Annotated in this window: 23 protein-coding genes and 1 pseudogene; 19 read left to right on the forward strand and 5 right to left on the reverse strand. The window is 64.0% G+C overall.

Annotation, left to right across the window (positions count from 1 at the left end; translation table 11 throughout):
* The 17 genes and pseudogenes from WBG56_RS00560 to WBG56_RS00640 form a co-directional block, all read left to right on the forward strand.
* Nucleotides 1-127: pseudogene (locus WBG56_RS00560) on the forward strand (elongation factor Tu); the annotation flags it as partial.
* 55 nt (nucleotides 128-182) lie between these two features.
* Nucleotides 183-494, forward strand: coding sequence for a 30S ribosomal protein S10 (gene rpsJ, locus WBG56_RS00565; protein ID WP_291771496.1), 312 nt, complete (start codon nucleotides 183-185; stop codon nucleotides 492-494).
* Nucleotides 495-719: 225 nt separating this feature from the next.
* Nucleotides 720-1,409, forward strand: a complete 690-nt coding sequence (gene rplC, locus WBG56_RS00570; RefSeq protein ID WP_424264617.1) for a 50S ribosomal protein L3 — start codon at nucleotides 720-722, stop codon at nucleotides 1,407-1,409.
* Nucleotides 1,410-1,411: 2 nt separating this feature from the next.
* A complete protein-coding gene (rplD, locus tag WBG56_RS00575; protein WP_322999103.1) occupies nucleotides 1,412-2,035 on the forward strand; it encodes a 50S ribosomal protein L4 in 624 nt (207 codons plus the stop codon).
* Complete coding sequence (gene rplW / locus WBG56_RS00580) at nucleotides 2,032-2,328, forward strand: 50S ribosomal protein L23 (RefSeq protein ID WP_424264618.1); 297 nt, start codon at nucleotides 2,032-2,034, stop codon at nucleotides 2,326-2,328. Before rplD ends, rplW begins: the two co-directional genes overlap by 4 nt.
* Entirely contained in the window at nucleotides 2,329-3,156 is an 828-nt protein-coding gene (rplB, locus tag WBG56_RS00585) for a 50S ribosomal protein L2 (protein WP_424264619.1), read from the forward strand. It abuts the gene before it with no gap.
* A 12-nt stretch (nucleotides 3,157-3,168) separates the two neighbouring features.
* Nucleotides 3,169-3,444 carry a 30S ribosomal protein S19 gene (gene rpsS / locus WBG56_RS00590; RefSeq protein WP_298014773.1) on the forward strand — a complete coding sequence of 92 codons (276 nt, stop codon included), beginning with the start codon at nucleotides 3,169-3,171 and terminating at the stop codon, nucleotides 3,442-3,444.
* Nucleotides 3,445-3,447: 3 nt separating this feature from the next.
* Nucleotides 3,448-3,777, forward strand: coding sequence for a 50S ribosomal protein L22 (gene rplV, locus WBG56_RS00595; protein WP_424264620.1), 330 nt, complete (start codon nucleotides 3,448-3,450; stop codon nucleotides 3,775-3,777).
* Between the two features lie 9 nt (nucleotides 3,778-3,786).
* Nucleotides 3,787-4,578 (forward strand): 30S ribosomal protein S3, encoded by a 792-nt coding sequence (rpsC, locus tag WBG56_RS00600; RefSeq protein ID WP_424264621.1) that lies wholly within the window; start codon nucleotides 3,787-3,789, stop codon nucleotides 4,576-4,578.
* A 2-nt stretch (nucleotides 4,579-4,580) separates the two neighbouring features.
* A complete protein-coding gene (gene rplP / locus WBG56_RS00605) occupies nucleotides 4,581-4,997 on the forward strand; it encodes a 50S ribosomal protein L16 (protein ID WP_298014763.1) in 417 nt (138 codons plus the stop codon).
* A gap of 11 nt (nucleotides 4,998-5,008) precedes the next feature.
* Entirely contained in the window at nucleotides 5,009-5,200 is a 192-nt protein-coding gene (rpmC, locus tag WBG56_RS00610; protein ID WP_424264622.1) for a 50S ribosomal protein L29, read from the forward strand.
* 1 nt (nucleotide 5,201) lies between these two features.
* Nucleotides 5,202-5,483 (forward strand): 30S ribosomal protein S17, encoded by a 282-nt coding sequence (gene rpsQ / locus WBG56_RS00615; RefSeq protein ID WP_424264623.1) that lies wholly within the window; start codon nucleotides 5,202-5,204, stop codon nucleotides 5,481-5,483.
* A gap of 112 nt (nucleotides 5,484-5,595) precedes the next feature.
* The gene (locus WBG56_RS00620; protein ID WP_424264624.1) at nucleotides 5,596-6,576 is read left to right on the forward strand and encodes a Bug family tripartite tricarboxylate transporter substrate binding protein; all 981 of its coding nucleotides are present in this window, start codon (nucleotides 5,596-5,598) and stop codon (nucleotides 6,574-6,576) included.
* A 48-nt stretch (nucleotides 6,577-6,624) separates the two neighbouring features.
* Nucleotides 6,625-7,083 carry a tripartite tricarboxylate transporter TctB family protein gene (locus tag WBG56_RS00625; RefSeq protein ID WP_424264625.1) on the forward strand — a complete coding sequence of 153 codons (459 nt, stop codon included), beginning with the start codon at nucleotides 6,625-6,627 and terminating at the stop codon, nucleotides 7,081-7,083.
* Nucleotides 7,084-7,097: 14 nt separating this feature from the next.
* Nucleotides 7,098-8,600 carry a tripartite tricarboxylate transporter permease gene (locus WBG56_RS00630; RefSeq protein WP_424264626.1) on the forward strand — a complete coding sequence of 501 codons (1,503 nt, stop codon included), beginning with the start codon at nucleotides 7,098-7,100 and terminating at the stop codon, nucleotides 8,598-8,600.
* Nucleotides 8,601-8,743: 143 nt separating this feature from the next.
* Nucleotides 8,744-10,531, forward strand: a complete 1,788-nt coding sequence (ggt, locus tag WBG56_RS00635; protein ID WP_424264627.1) for a gamma-glutamyltransferase — start codon at nucleotides 8,744-8,746, stop codon at nucleotides 10,529-10,531.
* Between the two features lie 107 nt (nucleotides 10,532-10,638).
* Nucleotides 10,639-11,049 (forward strand): ribonucleotide reductase subunit alpha, encoded by a 411-nt coding sequence (locus tag WBG56_RS00640; RefSeq protein ID WP_424264628.1) that lies wholly within the window; start codon nucleotides 10,639-10,641, stop codon nucleotides 11,047-11,049.
* 56 nt (nucleotides 11,050-11,105) lie between these two features.
* Here WBG56_RS00640 and WBG56_RS00645 read toward each other — a convergent pair whose 3' ends face one another.
* From WBG56_RS00645 to WBG56_RS00665, 5 genes are all read right to left on the reverse strand, one after another.
* Nucleotides 11,106-12,800 carry an AMP-binding protein gene (locus WBG56_RS00645; protein WP_424264629.1) on the reverse strand — a complete coding sequence of 565 codons (1,695 nt, stop codon included), beginning with the start codon at nucleotides 12,798-12,800 and terminating at the stop codon, nucleotides 11,106-11,108.
* A 30-nt stretch (nucleotides 12,801-12,830) separates the two neighbouring features.
* Nucleotides 12,831-13,499, reverse strand: a complete 669-nt coding sequence (locus WBG56_RS00650; protein ID WP_424264630.1) for a chalcone isomerase family protein — start codon at nucleotides 13,497-13,499, stop codon at nucleotides 12,831-12,833.
* Nucleotides 13,496-14,023, reverse strand: coding sequence for a DUF4442 domain-containing protein (locus WBG56_RS00655; RefSeq protein ID WP_424264631.1), 528 nt, complete (start codon nucleotides 14,021-14,023; stop codon nucleotides 13,496-13,498). The genes WBG56_RS00650 and WBG56_RS00655 overlap by 4 nt, the downstream gene beginning before the upstream one ends.
* A 72-nt stretch (nucleotides 14,024-14,095) precedes the next feature.
* Nucleotides 14,096-15,445 carry an OmpP1/FadL family transporter gene (locus WBG56_RS00660; RefSeq protein WP_424264632.1) on the reverse strand — a complete coding sequence of 450 codons (1,350 nt, stop codon included), beginning with the start codon at nucleotides 15,443-15,445 and terminating at the stop codon, nucleotides 14,096-14,098.
* 217 nt (nucleotides 15,446-15,662) lie between these two features.
* Nucleotides 15,663-16,412, reverse strand: coding sequence for a TetR/AcrR family transcriptional regulator (locus WBG56_RS00665; RefSeq protein WP_424264633.1), 750 nt, complete (start codon nucleotides 16,410-16,412; stop codon nucleotides 15,663-15,665).
* Nucleotides 16,413-16,591: 179 nt separating this feature from the next.
* On the opposite strand from WBG56_RS00665, the gene WBG56_RS00670 reads away from it, so the two are divergent.
* Both WBG56_RS00670 and rplN read left to right on the forward strand, forming a co-directional pair.
* Complete coding sequence (locus WBG56_RS00670; protein WP_424264634.1) at nucleotides 16,592-18,478, forward strand: EAL domain-containing protein; 1,887 nt, start codon at nucleotides 16,592-16,594, stop codon at nucleotides 18,476-18,478.
* Nucleotides 18,479-18,789: 311 nt separating this feature from the next.
* Nucleotides 18,790-19,158 (forward strand): 50S ribosomal protein L14, encoded by a 369-nt coding sequence (gene rplN / locus WBG56_RS00675; protein WP_043678954.1) that lies wholly within the window; start codon nucleotides 18,790-18,792, stop codon nucleotides 19,156-19,158.
* The last annotated feature ends 7 nt before the right edge of the window (nucleotides 19,159-19,165 follow it).

A 19,165-nucleotide genomic window follows, 5' to 3' on the forward strand; every position in this document is an offset into this window, starting at 1 on the left:
GGGTGACAACGTCTCGATGACGGTGAACCTGATTGCGCCGATCGCCATGGAAGAGGGCCTGCGTTTCGCCATCCGCGAAGGCGGTCGTACCGTGGGCGCCGGCGTCGTCGCCAAAATCATCAAGTAATTGATGCGCTGGCGGGGGCTGCGCCCCCGCCCAGACTCGTTCTTTAGGGATATCCATGAAAAGCCAGAAAATCCGCATCCGCCTGAAGGCGTTTGACTACAAGCTGATCGATCAGTCGGCCGCCGAGATCGTCGAAACGGCCAAGCGCACTGGCGCCGTGGTTCGTGGTCCCGTGCCGCTGCCCACGCGCATCCGTCGCTACGACGTGCTGCGCTCGCCGCACGTCAACAAGACCTCGCGCGATCAGTTCGAAATGCGCACGCACCAGCGTCTGATGGACATCGTGGATCCGACCGACAAGACCGTGGACGCCCTGATGCGTCTGGATCTGCCGGCCGGCGTCGACGTCGAAATCGCGCTGCAGTAATCCAGGTTCGCGCCCTCTGCGGGGCGCCGATCTGTCGACCGTCCTGTCTATCTAGGCAGGGCGGTTTTTTCATGTTAGAATGCTTAGCTTCGCCGTCTGTTTATTCAGGTGGCGAGTTGTCGTATCGGTTTTCGATACGGCCATATCGTCGCAAGACGGTATCCGAGCCCCGGCCAATCGCAGTCGGGATTTAAGCTTAAGGGTAACAATACCCCGGAGAAAACAATGTCGAATTCGACACCTACGCCCGCGGCCTGGCGCCTCGGGCTTGTGGGGCGCAAGGTCGGCATGACCCGCATCTTTACCGAGGAAGGTGATTCCATCCCGGTTACGGTGCTGGACGTGTCCAACAACCGCGTCGCCCAGGTCAAGACGCCTGAAGTCGACGGCTACGCCGCTGTTCAGCTGGCGTATGGCAGCCGCCGCGCCTCCCGCGTGACCAAGGCCGAAGCTGGCCACTACGCCAAGGCCAGCATCGAAGCCGGCTCCATCCTGAAGGAATTCCGTCTGGACCCCACTCGCGCCGCCGAATTCACGGCCGGCGCCGTCGTGTCCGTGGAATCCGTGTTCCAGGTTGGCGAACAGGTCGACGTGACCGGCACGACGATCGGTAAAGGCTTTGCCGGCACGATCAAGCGCCACCATTTCGGTTCCCAGCGTGCCTCGCACGGCAACTCGCGGTCGCACCGCGTGCCGGGTTCCATCGGCCAGGCCCAGGATCCTGGTCGCGTCTTCCCGGGCAAGAAAATGTCCGGTCATCTGGGTGACGTGACCCGTACCGTCCAGAATCTGGACGTGGTGCGCGTGGATGTCGAGCGCGGTCTGCTGATGGTCAAGGGCGCTGTCCCGGGCCACAAGAACGCCGACATCGTCGTGCGTCCGGCCGTCAAGGCCACGCCCAAGAAAGGAGCCTAATCATGGAACTCAAGCTCCTGAACGATCAGGGTCAATCCTCGGCCACCGTGGCCGGCGCCGATGACATCTTCGGCCGCGAATTCAACGAAGCGCTGGTGCACCAGATCGTCGTGGCCTACCAGGCCAACGCTCGCATGGGCAACCGCGCTCAGAAGAATCGCGAAACGGTCAAGCACTCCACCAAGAAGCCGTGGCGCCAGAAAGGCACCGGCCGCGCCCGTTCCGGGATGACTTCCTCGCCGATCTGGCGTGGGGGTGGTCGTGCGTTCCCGAACTCGCCCGACGAAAATTTCAGCCACAAGGTCAACAAGAAAATGTACCGCGCAGGTCTGCGCGCCATTTTCTCGCAACTGGTGCGCGAAGATCGTCTGGCCGTGCTGGAAAGCTTCACGCTCGAAGCTCCCAAGACCAAGCTGGCTGCCGCCAAGCTCAAGGATCTGGGCATTTCCGAATCCGTCCTGATCATCACCGATGCGCTGGACGAAAACGTCTATCTCGCGACGCGCAACCTGCCCCACGTGGCAGTGATTGAAACGCGCTACGCCGATCCGCTGTCCCTGGTCCACTACAAGAAAGTGCTGATCACCAAGCCGGCGATCGCCCAACTCGAGGAGTTGCTGGGATGAATGCCGAACGTCTGATGCAAGTCATTCTGGCGCCCGTGGTCACTGAAAAAGCCACGATGATCGCCGAAAAGAACAACCAGGTCGCTTTCCGTGTTGTGGCCGACGCCACCAAGCCCGAGATCAAGGCCGCCGTTGAACTGCTGTTCAAGGTCGAAGTCGATTCCGTGCAGGTCGCCAACCGCAAGGGCAAGGAAAAGCGCTTCGGCCGCTTCATGGGCCGTCGCCGCAACGAACGCAAGGCCTATGTGTCGCTCAAGGCCGGCCAGGAAATCGACTTTTCGGAGGTGAACTAAATGCCGCTGGTAAAAGTCAAACCCACGTCCGCCGGCCGTCGGGGCATGATCAAGGTCGTGCACCCTGAACTGCACAAGGGCCCGGGCTATGCGCCCCTGCTGGAAAGCCAATCGCGCAATTCCGGCCGCAACAACAACGGCCACATCACCGTGCGTCATCGCGGCGGTGGTCACAAGCAGCACTATCGCGTCGTCGATTTCCGCCGCAACAAGGACGGCATCGTCGCCCGCGTCGAGCGCCTGGAATACGACCCGAACCGCACGGCCCACCTGGCCCTGCTGTGCTACGCCGATGGCGAACGCCGCTACATCATCGCTCCGCGCGGTCTGGAAGTCGGCGCCACGGTCGTCTCCGGCCTGGAAGCCCCGATCCGTTCCGGCAATACGCTGCCGATCCGCGCCATCCCCGTGGGCGCCACGATCCACTGCATCGAAATGCAGCCGGGCAAGGGCGCCCAGATGGCCCGTTCGGCCGGCGCTTCCGCCGTGCTGCTGGCCCGCGAAGGCGTGTACGCCCAGGTTCGCCTGCGTTCCGGCGAAGTCCGCCGCGTGCACATCGACTGCCGCGCCACCATCGGTGAAGTCGGCAACGGCGACCATAGCCTGCGCCAGATCGGCAAGGCCGGCGCCGTGCGCTGGCGTGGCATCCGCCCGACCGTTCGTGGCGTGGCCATGAACCCGGTGGATCACCCGCACGGTGGTGGTGAAGGCCGCACCGGCGAAGGCCGCGTACCCGTCAGTCCGTGGGGCACTCCCACCAAGGGCTATCGGACTCGTCGTAACAAGCGCACGGACAATATGATTGTCTCGCGCCGCAAGCGCAAATAAGGGGCGAACACTATGTCACGTTCTGTCAAGAAAGGCCCGTTCGTCGATGCGCATCTGATCAAAAAGGTCGATGCCGCCGTCGGGGGCAAAGAAAAGAAGCCGATCAAGACCTGGTCGCGTCGTTCCACCATCCTGCCCGAATTCATCGGGCTGACCATTGCCGTGCATAACGGCCGCCAGCACGTTCCCGTGTACATCAACGAGAACATGGTCGGTCATAAACTCGGTGAATTTGCCCTGACGCGGACCTTCAAGGGTCACGCGGCGGACAAAAAGGCCAAGAGGTAAGCCATGGAAACTACCGCAGCTATTCGCGGCGTTCATATTTCCGCTCAGAAGACCCGCCTGGTGGCGGATCTGATCCGCGGCAAATCCGTGGCGCACGCGCTCAATATCCTGACCTTCAGCCCGAAGAAGGCCGCCGGCATCCTGAAAAAGGCGCTGGAATCGGCCATCGCCAATGCCGAGCACAACGACGGTGCCGACATCGACGAACTGAAAGTCACCACGATCTATGTCGACAAAGCCCAGTCGATGAAGCGTTTCTCGGCCCGCGCCAAGGGCCGGGGCAACCGCATCGAAAAGCAGACCTGCCACATCGTGGTCAAGGTCGGGGCCTAAGGAGTCGCAATGGGACAGAAAATTCACCCGATCGGGTTCCGCCTCGCGGTCAACCACAACTGGACTTCTCGCTGGTACGCCAACGACAAGGTCTACGGCAGCATGCTGGCCGAAGACATTCGTGTGCGTGAATACCTGAAGAAGAAGCTGAAATCCGCTTCCGTGGGCCGCGTCATCATCGAACGCCCGGCCAAGAACGCCCGCATCACCGTGTACTCGGCTCGTCCGGGCGTGGTGATCGGTCGTCGCGGCGAGGACATCGAAACGCTGAAGGCCGACCTGCAGCGCCTGATGGGCGTGCCCGTGCACGTCAACATCGAGGAAATCCGCAAGCCGGAAACCGATGCCCAGCTGATCGCGGATTCCATCACGCAGCAGCTCGAAAAGCGCATCATGTTCCGCCGCGCGATGAAACGCGCCATGCAGAACGCCATGCGCCTGGGCGCCCAGGGCATCAAGATCATGTCCTCGGGCCGTCTGAACGGCATCGAAATCGCCCGTACCGAATGGTATCGCGAAGGCCGTGTGCCCCTGCACACGCTGCGCGCCAACATCGACTACGGCACGTCCGAAGCCCAGACCACCTACGGCATCATCGGTGTCAAGGTCTGGGTCTACAAGGGCGATATGCTGCCCAATGGCGAAATGCCCCCGGAAACCGCCGCCCCGCGCGACGAAGAACGTCGTCCGCGCCGTGCTCCGCGTGGTGATCGCCCCGGCCGTCCTGGCGACAACCGCGGCCGCGGCCGTGGCCCGCGCCGCGACGCTGCCTCGGCAGCTCCCGCGCCTGAAGGAGAATAACCATGTTGTCACCCTCTCGCAGGAAATACCGCAAAGAGCAGAAAGGCCGCAACACCGGCCTGGCGACGCGCGGCACCAACGTGTCTTTTGGTGAGTTCGGCCTGAAAGCCACCGATCGCGGCCGTCTGACGGCCCGCCAGATCGAGGCTGCTCGTCGTGCCATCAACCGCCACATCAAGCGCGGCGGCCGTATCTGGATCCGGATTTTCCCGGACAAGCCCATTTCCCAGAAGCCCGCCGAAGTCCGGATGGGTAACGGGAAGGGCAACCCGGAATTCTGGGTCGCTGAAATTCAACCCGGCAAGGTGCTGTACGAAATGGAAGGCGTGTCCGAAGAAGTCGCACGCGAAGCATTCCGCCTGGCCGCTGCCAAGCTGCCCCTGCGCACGACCTTCGTGTCGCGTCGCGTGGGCGCCTAAGGGGTATATAGATGAAAGCCAGTGAACTGCGCGCAAAAGACGCCGCCGGGCTCCAGACCGAGCTCGAGAGCCTGCTGAAGGCACAATTCAACCTGCGCATGCAGCGTGCCACTCAGCAGCTTTCCAACACCAGCCAGTTGGGCAAGGTGCGTCGCGACATCGCGCGCATCCGCACCATCGTGACTGAGAACGCAGGAAAGTAACATGACAGCCGAAATCCAAAAAGACACCGCCAAGCGTCAACGCACGCTGGTCGGCAAGGTCGTCAGCAACAAGATGGACAAGACGATCGTCGTCAGCGTCCAGACCCGCGTGAAGCACCCCGTTCTGGGTAAATTCGTCAATCGCACTGCCAAGTACAAGGCGCACGACGAAGCCAACCAGTACAACGAGGGCGATACTGTGGAAATCGCCGAAGGTCGCCCCATCTCCAAGTCCAAGTCCTGGACGGCGGTGCGCCTGATCGAGGCCGTGCGTATCATTTGATGATGCGGGTGGCGCCCGGCCTCGGGCGCCATTGCCGACGCCACAGGTTCCACGCTGTGGACCAGACCCCGCCTTGCGCGGGGTTTTTTTTTCGAAACACGAGGAGACACGCATGAAACTGTTGAAGTTGCTCGGCGCGGCCGCCGTCTGTTTGTCGGGCCTGGTCGCTTTGTCCGCCCAGGCTCAGGATGCCTGGCCGTCCAAGACCGTCCGGATTCTGGTGCCTTTCGGCCCGGGTTCAACGCCCGATACCATGGCGCGGATGACCGCCGACTACATCGGTCCCAAGCTGGGCGTGCCGGTGGTGGTGGAAAACAAGGCGGGGGCGGGGGGCAATATCGGCACCGCCGCCATGGCCAAGGCCGCGCCGGATGGCTACACCTTCGGCATCACCATTTCCGGGCCTCTGGCAGCCAATACCGTGCTGTTTCCGAAATTGCCTTATCAGCCCGCCCAGGACCTGGATTTCCTGACCATCGCCGCCACACAGCCCAGCGTGTTGGTGGTGGCGCCGTCCCTGGGCGCCCAGAACGTCGATGGCCTGCTGAAGGCCCTGCGCGACCGGCCGGGCGACTATAACTATGGTTCGATGGGGGTCGGCAGTATTTCCCACCTGGCCATGGCGGCGCTGGCGGCCACCAGCGGGACGGATATCGTCCACGTGCCGTACTCTACGTCCGCCCAGGTCGTGACCTCGATTCTTTCGGGTGAAACCCAGATGGGCATTCTGCCGGCCGCCGCCGTGATGGAACAGGTCGCCTCGGGCAAGCTGCAAGCCCTGGCCGTCGCCACCGCCAAGCGGTCCGCCATCCTGCCCAAGCTGCCCACGCTGGCGGAATCGGGGATGCCCGGGATCGAAGCGGATGCGTGGATGGGTTTTGTGGCGCCGCATGGCACTCCCAAGGCCGCCGAAGACCGTTTCACCCAGGAAGTCGTCCAGATGCTGAAGGATCCCGCGATCGTCAAGCAGCTGGCGAAACTGCACGAAGAGCCCGTGGCCAGCACACCGGCTGAAATGCAGGCCGTGGTCAAGGGCGATCTGGAACGGTGGACGCCGCTCATCAAGGCCAACAACATCCGCTTTGACAACTGAGGCGCGGCGCGGCGCGCCCCGCCTGCCGCCGACCATGACGGACACACGATGCGCTTGACCATACGCAATCAACCGGATTTCTGGGCAGGGGTCCTGTTCATCTGCGCCGGCCTGGCTTTCGGGCTGGGAGCGCAGCGCTATCCCATCGGCCAGGCCAGCCGGATGGGCGCGGGGTATTTCCCCGCCCTGCTGGGGCTGTGCCTGGTGTTGCTGGGCCTGGCGCTGGCGTGGCAGGCCTGCCGTCCGACCGCGCAGCGCGCGTCCGTCCGCCGTCCGGACTGGCGCGCGGCTGGCATCGTGCTGGGCGCGGTGTGCCTGTTTGCCGCGGCCTTGCCGATCCTGGGGGTCTTGTCGTCGGTCTTCATCCTGGTCTTCATCGGCAGCATGGCCGGCCATGATTTCGACTGGCGGGTGGCCGTTCTGGTAGGGGTTGGCATGATGGCGTTCGTCTGGCTGGTGTTCATCCAGGGGCTGGGCCTGGTGTTCCCTGCGGGGCTGCTGGGATAGGGCGGGGGATCGGTATGGAATGGCTGGATCATCTGGCGTTGGGCCTGTCCGTCGCGCTCAGCCTGCAGAACCTCAGCTACTGTCTGCTGGGCTGCCTGCTGGGCACCCTGATCGGCGTGCTGCCCGGCATCGGCCCCGTGCCCACCATCGCCATGCTGTTGCCGATCACCTATGTGCTGCCGCCCGAATCGGGGCTGATCATGCTGGCCGGCATTTATTACGGGGCGCAGTATGGGGGGTCGACGACCGCCATCCTGGTGGCATTGCCGGGCGAGACCTCTTCGGTGGTCTCTGTGCTGGATGGCTACCAGATGGCCCGGGCCGGCCGCGCCGGCGCGGCGCTGGCCATCGCCGCCCTGGGCTCGTTCTTCGCCGGGTGCGTGGCGACCGTGCTGCTGGCCGCGTTCGCTCCGCTGCTGGCCCAGGTGGCGTTCAAGTTCGGACCGGCCGAATATTTCTCCTTGATGGTGCTCGGCTTGCTGGCGGCCGTGGTCATGGCGTCGGGGTCCCTGATCAAGGCGGTTGCCATGACGGTCCTGGGCCTGGCGTTGGGGATGATCGGCACCGACGTCAATTCCGGCATGCCGCGTTTCGATCTGGGCTTTCTGAAGCTGCAGGATGGCCTGGACTTCGCCGTCGTCGCCATGGGGATTTTCGGTCTGGCGGAAATCATGGCCAATCTGGAGCAGCGCGAACACCGCGTCCAGATCACGGACAAGGTCGGACCGCTCTATCCGAACCGCCAGGAATTCCGGGAATCCTGGCCAGCCAGCGTCCGCGGCACCTTGCTGGGATCGATTCTGGGTATTTTGCCGGGAGGCGGCGCGGTGCTGTCTTCCTTTGCATCCTATACCCTGGAAAAAAAGATCGCCCGGGAACCGGAACGCTTCGGACGCGGCCATCCGGCCGGGCTGGCGGGCCCCGAGTCTGCCAATAACGCGGCGGCGCAGACCTCGTTCATCCCGCTGCTCACCCTGGGCATCCCGGGCAATGCCGTGACGGCCTTGATGCTCGGCGCCATGATCATCCACGACGTGCAGCCCGGCCCGAGGGTGATGACTGCGCACCCCGACGTGTTCTGGGGCCTGGTGGTCTCGATGTGGGTGGGCAATCTGATGCTGGTCGTCCTCAACCTGCCCTTGATCGGCGTATGGGTGAAGTTGCTGAAGCTGCCTTACCGCGTGCTGTTTCCCGCCATTCTGGTGTTCTGCGCGATCGGCGTCTATTCCCTGGACAACAGCCTGTTCGACGTCTGGACTCTGGCGTTCTTCGGCGCGGCCGGCTATCTGTGGGCCCGTCTGGGCTGCGAGTCCGCGCCATTGCTGCTTGGCTTGGTGCTGGGCCAGATGATGGAGGAAAACTTCCGCCGTGCGTTGCTGCTGTCGCGAGGCGATTTCACCACTTTCCTGACGCGCCCCGTTTCCTTGTCCCTGCTCCTGGTGGCTGCCGGGCTGCTGCTGTTGATCACCGTGCCGGTCATCCGCCGCAAGCGCGACGAAGCGTTCGTCGAGGAATGAAGGGGTTCGAGCGCCGGGCGTTCCAGCCGGCAGCCGCCCTGTTTGCCATCTGCTACCGACCGTTATGAAACGTCAAGGACTTGCTCTGGGCCGATGCCTGCCGTGGTAGCGTAGCGGCAAGAACATAACCGGAGGAGGCCCCCATGACGCTGTCTTATCGTCGATTGATTCCATCCGTGCTGCTGGCTGCGCTGCTGGCCGCTTGCGCCGCGCCGCCAAAACCCGATGCCGCCGCCGCGGCGCCGACGGCCGCGCCGACCACCACAGCCGCCGCGACATCCGCTGCCGCCGCCTACGACTTCGACATGGATGTCTTCCATCCGGTCGTCGCCCGCCGCGGCATGGTGGTGTCAGAACAGGCGCTGGCCAGCCAGGCCGGTCTGGAAATGCTGAAGGCCGGAGGCAATGCCGTCGATGCCGCCGTGGCCGTGGGCTTCACGCTGGCGGTGGCCCTGCCCAATGCCGGCAATCTCGGCGGCGGGGGCTTCATGATGGTGCATACCGCCGACGGCAGGGACGTCGCCCTGGACTTCCGCGAGATGGCCCCCGGCCATGCCTCGCGCGACATGTACCTGGATGCGCAGGGCAAGGTGGTCGATGGCCGTTCCCTGTTCACCCACCTGGCCGTGGGGGTGCCTGGCAGCGTGGCGGGTCTGACCCATGCCCAGCAGCGTTGGGGCAAACTGACCCTGGCGCAGGTGATGGCGCCGGCCATCCGTCTGGCCGAGCGCGGTTACGCGGTCAGCCAGACGCTGGCGGAAACGCTGGACAAGACGGCCAAGACCATGGGCCAGTGGCCCGCCACCCGGGCTGTTTTCTGGCGTAACGGCCAGCCCCTGAAGCAGGGCGACTGGCTGGTGCAAAAAGACCTGGCGCAGTCCCTGCGTCTGATCGCGGACCAGGGGGCCGAAGTCTTCTATCGCGGAGTCATCGGCCAGAAGATCGCCGCGGAAATGGCGCGGCACGGCGGTTTGATCACGATGCAGGACCTGGCTCAATACCGTGTGGTCGAACGCGCGCCCATCGTGGGCGAGTACCGGGGCTATCGGGTGGTGACGATGCCTCCGCCCAGTTCCGGCGGCATCCACCTGGTGCAGATCCTGAACATGATGGAGGGCTGGCCCATCGGAGACTGGGGGGCCGGCAGCGCCCAGACCATCCAGCACATGGCCGAGGCCATGAAGCTGGCCTATGCGGACCGGTCTGAATACCTGGGGGATACCGATTTCATCAAGGTGCCGGTGGCGGGGCTGATTTCCAAAGCATATGCCCGTTCGCTGGCGGCCACCATCGATGCCAAGCGCGCGCGGCCTTCGTCCGATATCAAGCCCGGCAAGCCGCAACCCTATGAAAGCGACCAGACCACGCACTTTTCGGTCGCCGATTCAGCGGGCAATGCCGTGGCGGTGACCTATACGCTGAACACCAATTTCGGCAGCGGCATCGTGGCGGACGGCACCGGCATCCTGCTCAATAACGAAATGGACGACTTTTCAGCCAAGCCCGGCGTGGCCAATGTATACGGCCTGATCGGCGGCGAGGCCAATGCCATTGCGCCGGGCAAGCGGCCGCTGTCGTCGATGACGCCGACGCTGGTCATGAAGGACGGCCGGCCGTGGCTGGTGACCGGCAGCCCGGGCGGCGCCCGCATCATCACCACGGTCCTGGAGACTGTGGTCGATGCGATTGATTTCCGGATGAACCCGGCCGAAGCCGCCGCCACGCCGCGCTTCCATCACCAGTGGTGGCCCGATCAGTTGCGGGTGGAGAAGGGTCTCAGCCCCGACACCCTGGCGCTGTTGCGCAGCTACGGCCAGCATGTCGCCGTCATGCCCACGATGGGCCGGACGCAGACCATCCAGATTCGTGACGGGGCGATGTACGGCGCGGCGGATCCGCGCAACCCGGATGGCGCGGCCGCCGGCTGGTGACGCGCTGATCTGCATCAAGAAGCCGCGTGGTGTCCCGGGCCGCCGGGACATCGCGCGGCGGGGATCGGGTAGGATGGGGTCTGTCCTCACCCGCGAGACTCTTTTCCATGGACATCACCTGTTTTGACGACTTGTTGCAGGCCGCCCGCCTGCAGCCCGAGCCGCAGCGCCTGCTGTTTGTGTTTGCCGCCAGCGGCGTGCCCGATGATGCCACGCCGGCGCAAAAGGCCAGTCACGCCCGGGGCGAAGGCGGCGAACTGACCCCGCTATTGTGCGTGGACAAGACCCCGGCCGAACTGACGGATTTCGCGGCGCTGGCGCGGGAATCCGAACAGACCGGGCAGGGCTGGCAGGTGATGTTCGTCGCCGCCATGGCGGACCAGTCCGCCTATCTGCCCGACAACAAGGACGTGGACCTGGCCTTTCAGCGCATGACGCAGATGATCAAGTACGGCGCCGTCGGTTCTTTGATGGCCTTTGATCGCGGCGGCGACCCGCTGGTGTTCGGAGCCGCGTGAGGTTCCTTGTGGATCGGTGATCGCCTGCCGGGCAACCGCCCGGCAGGCGGCGGGCATCACGCCGGTCGGTCGGTCGGATTGCCGGCGGTTTCCTGCTTGCGCAGTTCCTTGCGCAGGATCTTACCCACGTTGCTGCGCGGCAGGTCGTCGCGGAATTCCACGAATTTCGGCACCTTGTAGCCCGTCAGCAGAGTGCGGCAATGGGCGATGACGTCGGCTTCGGTCAGGGTCGGATCCTTGCGGATCACGTACAGTTTGACGACTTCGCCGGAAGGCCCGTTGGGCACGCCGATGGCGGCGGCTTCCAGGATGCCGGGGTGCTCGATGGCGGCGGCCTCGACTTCGTTCGGATAGACGTTGAACCCGGACACCAGAATCATGTCTTTTTTACGGTCCAGCAGGAAGACATAGCCCTTGTCGTTCATGTAGCCGATGTCGCCGGTCATCAGCCAGCCGTCGGCGTCGAAGACCTTTGCGGTTTCCTCCGGGCGGTTCCAGTAGCCGGCTGTGACCTGCGGGCCCTTGACGCAGATTTCTCCGGATTCCCCAATGGCCATCTCGCGGTTGTCGGTGCGCACGGCGACATCCGTCGACGGCACGGGCAGTCCGATCGAGCCATTGAAATCAACCTTGTCCAGCGGATTGATGGTGACGGCCGGGGATGTTTCCGTCAGCCCGTAGGCCTGGGCGATGGGCTTTCCGGTGATCTTCAGCCAGCGGGCGGCGATGGCTTCCTGGACGGCCATGCCTCCGCCCAGCGTGGTGTGCAGGCTGCTGAAATCCAGTTTGGCGAAATCGGCGTTGTTCAGCAAGGCGTTGAACAGAGTGTTCACCCCGGTCAGGGCCGTGAATTTCACGGTGCCCAGTTCTTTGACGAAACCCGGGATATCGCGCGGATTGACGATCAGCAGGTTGCTGGCGCCCAGTTTCATGAAGGTCAGGCAGTTCGCCGTCAGGGCGAAGATATGATAGAGCGGCAAGGCGGTGACGATGCATTCGCGTTCACCCTGGCAGAACGGCTTTATCCAGCCATGGGCCTGGCAGACATTGGCGATCAGGTTGCCGTGGCTGAGCATCGCGCCTTTGGCGACGCCGGTCGTGCCGCCCGTATATTGCAGGGCGGCCAGATCGTCGTGCGTCAGGGTGGGGCGCTGGTAGGTTCGGCGAGCGCCGGCCGCCAGCACCTGATGCAGGCGCAGGGCGCCCGGGATTTTCCAGGCGGGCACCAGCTTTTTCACATGGCGCACGACCAGATCCGTGATCAGGCCCTTGGGGAAGCCCAGCATTTCGCCCAGAGACGTGACGATGATGCGCTTGACGGCGGTCTCCGGCAGCGCCTGCTGCAGGGTGCCGGCGAAGTTTTCCGCCACGACCACGGTGGTCGCCCCGGAATCCTCCAGCTGGTGGTGCAGCTCGTGCGCGGTGTACAGGGGGTTGGTGTTGACCACCACGGCGCCGGCCATCAGCGTGCCGAACAGGCAGACGGGGTATTGCAACAGGTTGGGCATCATCAGGGCGACCCGGTCGCCTTTTCCTACCCCCTGGGACTGCAGCCAGGCCGCGAAGGCCTGCGCTTTTTCGTAGGTTTGGGTGTAGGACATGGACGCGCCCATGCTGATGTACGCCGTGTTGTGGGCGTACTGCCGGCAGCTTTGTTCGAACAGATCGGCCAGGGACGTATACGCGGCGGCCTGGTCGATGATGTCAGCCGGCACCCCTTTCGGGTAATGTTCCAGCCAGATGCGTTCCATGATGCGTTTCCTTATTGCGATTGCGAAAAATCAGTTGGCGGCGGACTTTCGGCCCAGCAGCGCCTGTTTCAGGGATTCCTGCGCTGGAACCGGCCCCAGCCAGACTTTCAGGAGCGCGGCGGCAAAGCGCGGGTCGGAGACCTCGCCCAGTGCCTTGCCCTTGAATGATACCGAGACCCTTCCTTCCTGGAAACGGATCTCGACCGGATCGCCGGAGGCGCCTTCGCCCCCGGTCTTCATGAAGGTCTCGAAATGCTGGATCGTGTCCCGCATGGCGGCCAGATCCGACTCGCTATTATTGGCCTTCAGACCCTCGTTCAGGGCATCGGTCAGGGCCTTGCTGTTGATGTCGCGCAAGAGTGTCAGCCGCAGTACCTGGGATTCCTGGCTGTTCAGGATGACCTGCGCGTCGCTCGTCGCGGTGGGGCGGTACAGCGCGGCCACATAGACGTGGAAGACAAAGCGTTGCCGCAGCCCGGCGCCGTTGAGCACCAGACTTTGCCCGGCGAAGGCCTGCTGTTCGGGCACTTCCACGTTGGCGATGGTCACGGCCTGCGCGGGCGAAACGCCCCACAGCGTGGAAGCGACCGCCAGGACGGCCACGCTGCCTTTGGCGCGGCGCCAGAGCGTGCGGCGGCGGCCCTCTTCATGAGACTGGCGGATGCGCGGGCTGTGCCGCGAAACGGGGTGCATCATCATGCTGCGTCTCCTGCCGCGCTGTCGCGCAGCTTATGTTGTTTGTACCAGGCCTTGTCGGCCAGGTAGAGGGTGCGTCGCACCTCCGTGTGAACGGTGCCGTCCGGGCCTTTCAGCTCGACCGGGTAGGTGCGTTCAGTTTCATGATCGCGGTCCAGCGCGTCGCGGATATCCCGCAGCTCCGCCTCCGACAGCCGGAAGTCCGCTGTCAGCGCGCAGAATGCGGGCTTGCGATAGCGGATGGTGGCCGCTTTGTCCCAGACGATCACATCGGGACCCAGACGGGCCATCAGCATGGCCGCGTGGACGCCGTCCGTGACGGCGAACAGCGACCCGCCATAGATCGAGCCGACCAGATTGCGCGTGCGCCGGGTCAGCGCCAGGCGCACGCGGATATGCAGCAGGTCGGGAGAGACCTGGATCACCCGGCCGCCGGTGGCCCGGAAGGCGGGATGCAGGTTGAAACCTGTGCGCAGGGCGCGCGCCTGCCAGCGCGCGGGCAGGCGGGACAAGCGGGACAGCTTCATGTCAGTGTCCCGCCCGGTGCCCGGACAGGCGGGAATGAGGCGGGCGGGGCATCGGAGGCACGAGATCTTCGATCAGAAACGGTGCGAGAACTGCACACCGACGATGTCCGCGCTGCTCTTGTAATCGCCCTTCAGCACGCCTGCGTCCTGGGTGTTGGAGGCGTTGTTGACTGAAGTGTTCTTCACGAACAGGTGCGCGTAGCCGACATCGATGCTGGTGTTCTTGCTGAAGTTGTACTGCGCCCCCAGCGACACCCAGTAGCGGTCATTGTCCGGCAGCGCGGACGGGCGGTAGGCGTCGTCACGCACCGGCGACTGGTCCCAGGCCACGCCGCCCTTGAAGGTCCAGGCTTCGCTGTAGCGGTAGTTCGCGCCCAGGGACACGCGCCAGGCATCCTTGAAGCGAAGGTCCAGTTTGGCATCCGGGATGCCGCTGTTCTGGATCTTCAGTTCCGGGATGCTGCTCCAGCCCGTCCAGGCCACGTCGCCCAGCAGGGTCCAGCGATCGTTCAGTTGGTGGACCACGCTGAAGATCGCGGAGTCGGGCAACTCGATGGAGGCGTCAGCGTCGTGGGCGCCGATGACACCCATGCCGGTGAGGACGCCGGCGCCGGTGGCGCTGAGCGATCGGTTGCTGACCTTGGTGGTGCCGTCCGCGTCGATCTTGACCTTGGAGCGGTAGGACAGGCCGAAGCGCGTTTCCGGCGTGGCTTGCCACAGCAGGCCGGCGTTCCAGCCCCAGGCGTCGCCCTTGGCCTTGACGCGGGCCTCCAGGTCGCCGGCGTGGATGCCGCCGGGCCCAAGGTTGAGGACTGCGTACTGCGCCTTGCGATAGTCCGCGTCCAGCTGCATCCAGTTCAGGCCCACGCCGACGGACAGCGTGTCGGTGGCCTTGAAGGCGATGGACGGGTTGATGTTGACGCTTTCGATGGAGAATTTTTCCGAGTGGTAGCGGCCGGCCCAGCCCTTCTCGTAGTCGGTCATCAGCCCGAAGGGCGCGCCCACGCTCAGGCCCAGCCACCAGCGCGGGTTCACTTCCCAGGTGAAGTGCGCGTTGGGGACCACGCCCCAGGAGCCGGCATTGCCGCCGTCGCCGCCGCCGGTCGCCCGGCCTCCGAACGGTCCCAGCGGGTTACCGCCGAAAGAGGTCGGACCCGTGCTGCCGCCGTCCGAAAACTCGAAATTCGGCTTGATCCCGACTACGCCGGCGCTGACGTTCATGCCCGGCAGCAGGGTGATGCTGGCCGGGTTGAAATAGTTGGCGCTGGCGTTTTCGCCGATGGCGGCCGAACCCGCGTAGGCGTTGCCGATGCCGCTGGCGTTCTGTTCCTGCAGCTGGAAGCCGGCCGCGTGGGCGGCGCCGATGCTGCCCAGGCCGATGATCAGGGCCGACAGGGTCTTGATTGAATGATGCAACTTCATGATGTCTACTCCACAGATGGATGGTTAAGCGAGCCCGGTGAGAATTTGGGCGTGCAGAACCCCGTGCCGTGCCGGCGGGCACTGCATACAGGACACTTTTTTGACGTGCAGATACCCGCGCCGCGCGCTGCGCTGCGTAATGGATACCTCAGGGGATAACCGGAATCAGGCCGGCATCAGCTAGGGGTCATCCAACATCTGGTTTCATGGAAGCCCCCTAAATTGGTGAAGACGGATCGCGTCCGGCCGTTGCCCCCGTGGCGCGGCCGGTTGGCGAATGGTCCAGTCCGGCATGGAGGCCCGGCTGGAGTGACGTCTGGGTAGGCAGCGGCGCCCGCAGGCCACCCAGCAGAAAGGCCATCAGGCGACTGAGCAGCACGTCGGCGTCCAGACCGGTGTCGCCGTGCAGATTCATCACCTGGCTGGAGCTGTCGGCCCCCATGATGGCGTAGGCCGTGGCGCCCAGCATGAAGTGGAAACGCCAGACGATTTCGGCTTCGGGCACCCCCGGCAGCGAGGTCAGCAGGGCGCGCGTGAAACGATGGGCCACCACCGATCGTTCGGCCTCGAACAGGGCGTTGATCGCGCCGTTGGGGTCCGACAGATTGCAGCTTTGCAGCGGCATGAAGGCGCGGCGCTCGGCGCCTGCGCTGCAGGCGTGGCGCACCAGCGGGCCGAAATAGGCCTCGACGATGGCTGAAGGTTTCAGCGGTTGGCCGCCGGCCTGGGCTTCCAGCGTATCCAGAATGCGCAGGCGCTCGCCATTCAGCGCATCCAGTCGGCGCTGGAAGACGGCCTCGATCAGGGCGTCTTTCGAGCCGAAGTGGTAATTGACTGCCGACAGGTTGACCTCTGCTGCCTTGGTGATCTGGCGCATGGAGGTCTTGTCGTGCCCTTGCTCGGCGAACAGATGTTCGGCAGCATCGAGAATGGCATCGCGGGTGAGAGTCGAACGGGAAATGGTCATGTGTAGTTCAAACGTTTGTTTTAAAACTATACACAAGCCGCCCGGGAACGGTATCCGTGTTACCCCTTAGATGACCGTCGATGCGTCAGGGCGAGCTGTGCGCTTCTTGGGGTTTTGCAGCGCAAAGGATACACTTTCAGGATTCGTGACATAGTGATAAAGGACGCATGATGGCATCCGTGCGACAGCTGTTGGTGATTTCAACGCTGGTGATCGCCTGTATCTTGATCGGCATGCTGGCGGTGGGCACCCGGCTGATGGACCGGCAATTGGATGGTCAGCTGCAAAGCGATAGCGAGAATGCCGCTGCCACCCTGGCGTTGCTGGTCAGCGCTCAACCTGATCAGGCGGCGCGCGTGCGCGTCCTGGATGCCGCTTTTCAGCAGGGGCGGTTTGCGGACCTTTCCTTGCAGGCCCCTGACGGGGCCATGGTGTTTCAAGCGCGCCGCGTGTCGTCCGCGGCGGCGAATGCCCCCGACTGGTTTGGCGCCTGGGGCGATATCCAGCCTCACCGTGCGCAGCGCCAGATGGGCGAGGCGGGACAGCTGAGCCTGGTCCTGGATCCCGCGCCGGCTCGCGATGCGCTGTGGGCGCACGTGCTTCAGTGGCTGTGGCTGGCCTTGGGGATCGCGGCCTTCTGGGCTCTGTTCCTGGCGGCGCTGCTGTCGCGGCTGCGGCGTGCCGTGCTGGATGCGCCGACGCCGGAAGCGCCTGAAATCAAGGTCAAGCAGACTGGACCCGTCGAAAATGCCGAACTGCTGGATGAGGTCCGTGAGCGGGTGTCGCCCACCATGGACGAGCAGATGGCGCGCATCGAGCAATTGGAAATCGAACTCAATCGGGATCCGGTCACAGGCCTGGCCAACCGCGCTTATTTCCTGAATGAACTCAAGCGCGTGCTGCGCGACGATTCGCGCCAGGGCGCGGTCAGCGGCTATGTCCTCTTGGTGCGCCAGCGCGATATGGCCCGGCTGCAGAATCAAAGCGACCGCCAGGAAATCGATGATTGGCTGCGTCTGCTGGGCGGGCGTCTGATCGAGGTCCTGGCGGACTATCCACAGGCGCATGCGCTGCCGGCCCGCCTGAATGGCGCGGACTTCGCGATTCTGTTCCCGGTGGGGGGCGGCCCGGAGGTCATGCGTCCCATCCAGCGGCTGCATGAACTGTTCGAGACGCTGAGAGTGAAGCTCGACAGTCAGAACCTGTCGCGATGGGCCTTCGCCCTGACGGACTACACAGCCCAGTGCACGCCGAAAGAAGTCCTGACGCGCCTGGATCTGGCGCTGATGTGCGCGGAAAGCGCGGGACACGCGGAAGTCGAATTTCTGTCGCATGCCGATCGTGAAACCGGCGAGCTGCGCATGGGCGAGGCGTCCTGGCGCACGCTGATCTCCCAGGCCCTGGACCACGACCGCCTTTCCCTGGACGTGCGCCCGGTTCAATATGAGGGCGATGACATCACGGATCGCTACGAGGCGTCTCTCCGTCTGCAGGAAGACGACGGCGATCAGCCGCCCTTGTCGGGGTATCTGTTCATGCCGGCCGCGGCGCGGCTGGGGCTGTCTTCCGATTGCGACATGAGGGCGCTGGCCCTGGCGCTGGGCTGGCTGGGCGAGCACCCCGGCATTCTCGTCGTGCGCATGTCCATGTCCTCCATTCTGGACACCCAGTACCTGGACGAGGTCCGGCGCATCTGCGCCTATGCGGATCCCGACCTGTTGCGGCGGGTGGTGGTGGAGCTCGACGCCTATGGCCTGAGTCGTCATCTGGATGCCTTCAAGGCCTTTGCCGGGGGGCTGATCGATACAGGGGTTTCGGTGGGCTTGCGCGGGCTGGATCAGCAGCCCGATGCTCTGCGCAGGATCCATGAGGTCGATTTCGGCTACGTCAAGCTGGGCGGCGCCTTTGTTCGCGAACTGCTGTCCAGCCCCGGCGGGGTGCAGATGATGGTGGCGGTCACGGAAACGGCCATCGGCATGGGCATGAGGGTCTACGTGGACGATGCCGATGACGAGGCCACCCGCCGGATGGTGGTCGAATATGGGGCCTTGCCGCGGGCGCGGTGATGCGCCAAGCCATCATGGGCTAAAAAGTACTTGTCTTTCCAGCCCGCTTATGTCTATAATTGCTGTCTTGGCCTACCTGCCAGGCGTGTCATATGAAAACAGACGGGCATTGCACCGGGGTTTTTAGTGTGTCGCCAGGCCATGGCCGAGTTGGTAATCTCGTTTATGCGCAAAATTGCTTTGCGCAAACAGGAATTTCAACCCAGAGCCCGCGCGCAGCTAGCTGTGCCGGCTTGACGGGACCAAAACTGGCTGCGTTGTCTTAGGGTGAATGCTCTGGGCATCGTTGTTAAGTTGGAACAGGAAAAATCATGATCCAAATGCAGACCACGCTGGACGTGGCCGACAACACAGGTGCGCGTTCCGTCATGTGCATCAAGGTGTTGGGCGGCTCGAAGCGCCGCTATGCCGCCATTGGCGACGTCATCAAGGTGTCCGTCAAGGAAGCAGCACCTCGCGGGCGCGTGAAAAAAGGCGAAATCTACAACGCCGTGGTGGTGCGTACCGCCAAGGGCGTGCGCCGCAAAGACGGTTCCCTGATCCGCTTCGGCGGCAATGCGGCCGTGTTGCTCAATGCGAAACTCGAACCCATCGGCACGCGCATCTTCGGACCGGTCACACGTGAACTGCGCACCGAGAAGTTCATGAAGATCGTGTCCCTGGCGCCCGAAGTGCTGTAAGGAGCAG

The sequence above is a fragment of the Castellaniella sp. genome, from assembly GCF_049671645.1.
GTDB lineage: Bacteria > Pseudomonadota > Gammaproteobacteria > Burkholderiales > Burkholderiaceae_B > Castellaniella.

Excerpts from the sequence above, each read along its gene's own strand:
- WBG56_RS00660 (WP_424264632.1), bottom strand. The coding sequence starts at position 15,445 with ATGAAGTTGCATCATTCAATCAAGACCCTGTCGGCCCTGATCATCGGC.
- rpmC (WP_424264622.1), top strand. The coding sequence starts at position 5,009 with ATGAAAGCCAGTGAACTGCGCGCAAAAGACGCCGCCGGGCTCCAGACC.
- rplC (WP_424264617.1), top strand. The coding sequence starts at position 720 with ATGTCGAATTCGACACCTACGCCCGCGGCCTGGCGCCTCGGGCTTGTG.
- WBG56_RS00665 (WP_424264633.1), bottom strand. The coding sequence starts at position 16,412 with ATGACCATTTCCCGTTCGACTCTCACCCGCGATGCCATTCTCGATGCT.
- WBG56_RS00640 (WP_424264628.1), top strand. The coding sequence starts at position 10,639 with ATGGACATCACCTGTTTTGACGACTTGTTGCAGGCCGCCCGCCTGCAG.
- rpsS (WP_298014773.1), top strand. The coding sequence starts at position 3,169 with ATGTCACGTTCTGTCAAGAAAGGCCCGTTCGTCGATGCGCATCTGATC.
- rplP (WP_298014763.1), top strand. The coding sequence starts at position 4,581 with ATGTTGTCACCCTCTCGCAGGAAATACCGCAAAGAGCAGAAAGGCCGC.
- rplB (WP_424264619.1), top strand. The coding sequence starts at position 2,329 with ATGCCGCTGGTAAAAGTCAAACCCACGTCCGCCGGCCGTCGGGGCATG.
- WBG56_RS00645 (WP_424264629.1), bottom strand. The coding sequence starts at position 12,800 with ATGGAACGCATCTGGCTGGAACATTACCCGAAAGGGGTGCCGGCTGAC.
- WBG56_RS00655 (WP_424264631.1), bottom strand. The coding sequence starts at position 14,023 with ATGAAGCTGTCCCGCTTGTCCCGCCTGCCCGCGCGCTGGCAGGCGCGC.
- rplD (WP_322999103.1), top strand. The coding sequence starts at position 1,412 with ATGGAACTCAAGCTCCTGAACGATCAGGGTCAATCCTCGGCCACCGTG.
- rplW (WP_424264618.1), top strand. The coding sequence starts at position 2,032 with ATGAATGCCGAACGTCTGATGCAAGTCATTCTGGCGCCCGTGGTCACT.
- ggt (WP_424264627.1), top strand. The coding sequence starts at position 8,744 with ATGACGCTGTCTTATCGTCGATTGATTCCATCCGTGCTGCTGGCTGCG.
- rpsJ (WP_291771496.1), top strand. The coding sequence starts at position 183 with ATGAAAAGCCAGAAAATCCGCATCCGCCTGAAGGCGTTTGACTACAAG.
- rplN (WP_043678954.1), top strand. The coding sequence starts at position 18,790 with ATGATCCAAATGCAGACCACGCTGGACGTGGCCGACAACACAGGTGCG.
- WBG56_RS00650 (WP_424264630.1), bottom strand. The coding sequence starts at position 13,499 with ATGATGATGCACCCCGTTTCGCGGCACAGCCCGCGCATCCGCCAGTCT.
- rplV (WP_424264620.1), top strand. The coding sequence starts at position 3,448 with ATGGAAACTACCGCAGCTATTCGCGGCGTTCATATTTCCGCTCAGAAG.
- rpsQ (WP_424264623.1), top strand. The coding sequence starts at position 5,202 with ATGACAGCCGAAATCCAAAAAGACACCGCCAAGCGTCAACGCACGCTG.
- WBG56_RS00625 (WP_424264625.1), top strand. The coding sequence starts at position 6,625 with ATGCGCTTGACCATACGCAATCAACCGGATTTCTGGGCAGGGGTCCTG.
- rpsC (WP_424264621.1), top strand. The coding sequence starts at position 3,787 with ATGGGACAGAAAATTCACCCGATCGGGTTCCGCCTCGCGGTCAACCAC.
- WBG56_RS00630 (WP_424264626.1), top strand. The coding sequence starts at position 7,098 with ATGGAATGGCTGGATCATCTGGCGTTGGGCCTGTCCGTCGCGCTCAGC.
- WBG56_RS00620 (WP_424264624.1), top strand. The coding sequence starts at position 5,596 with ATGAAACTGTTGAAGTTGCTCGGCGCGGCCGCCGTCTGTTTGTCGGGC.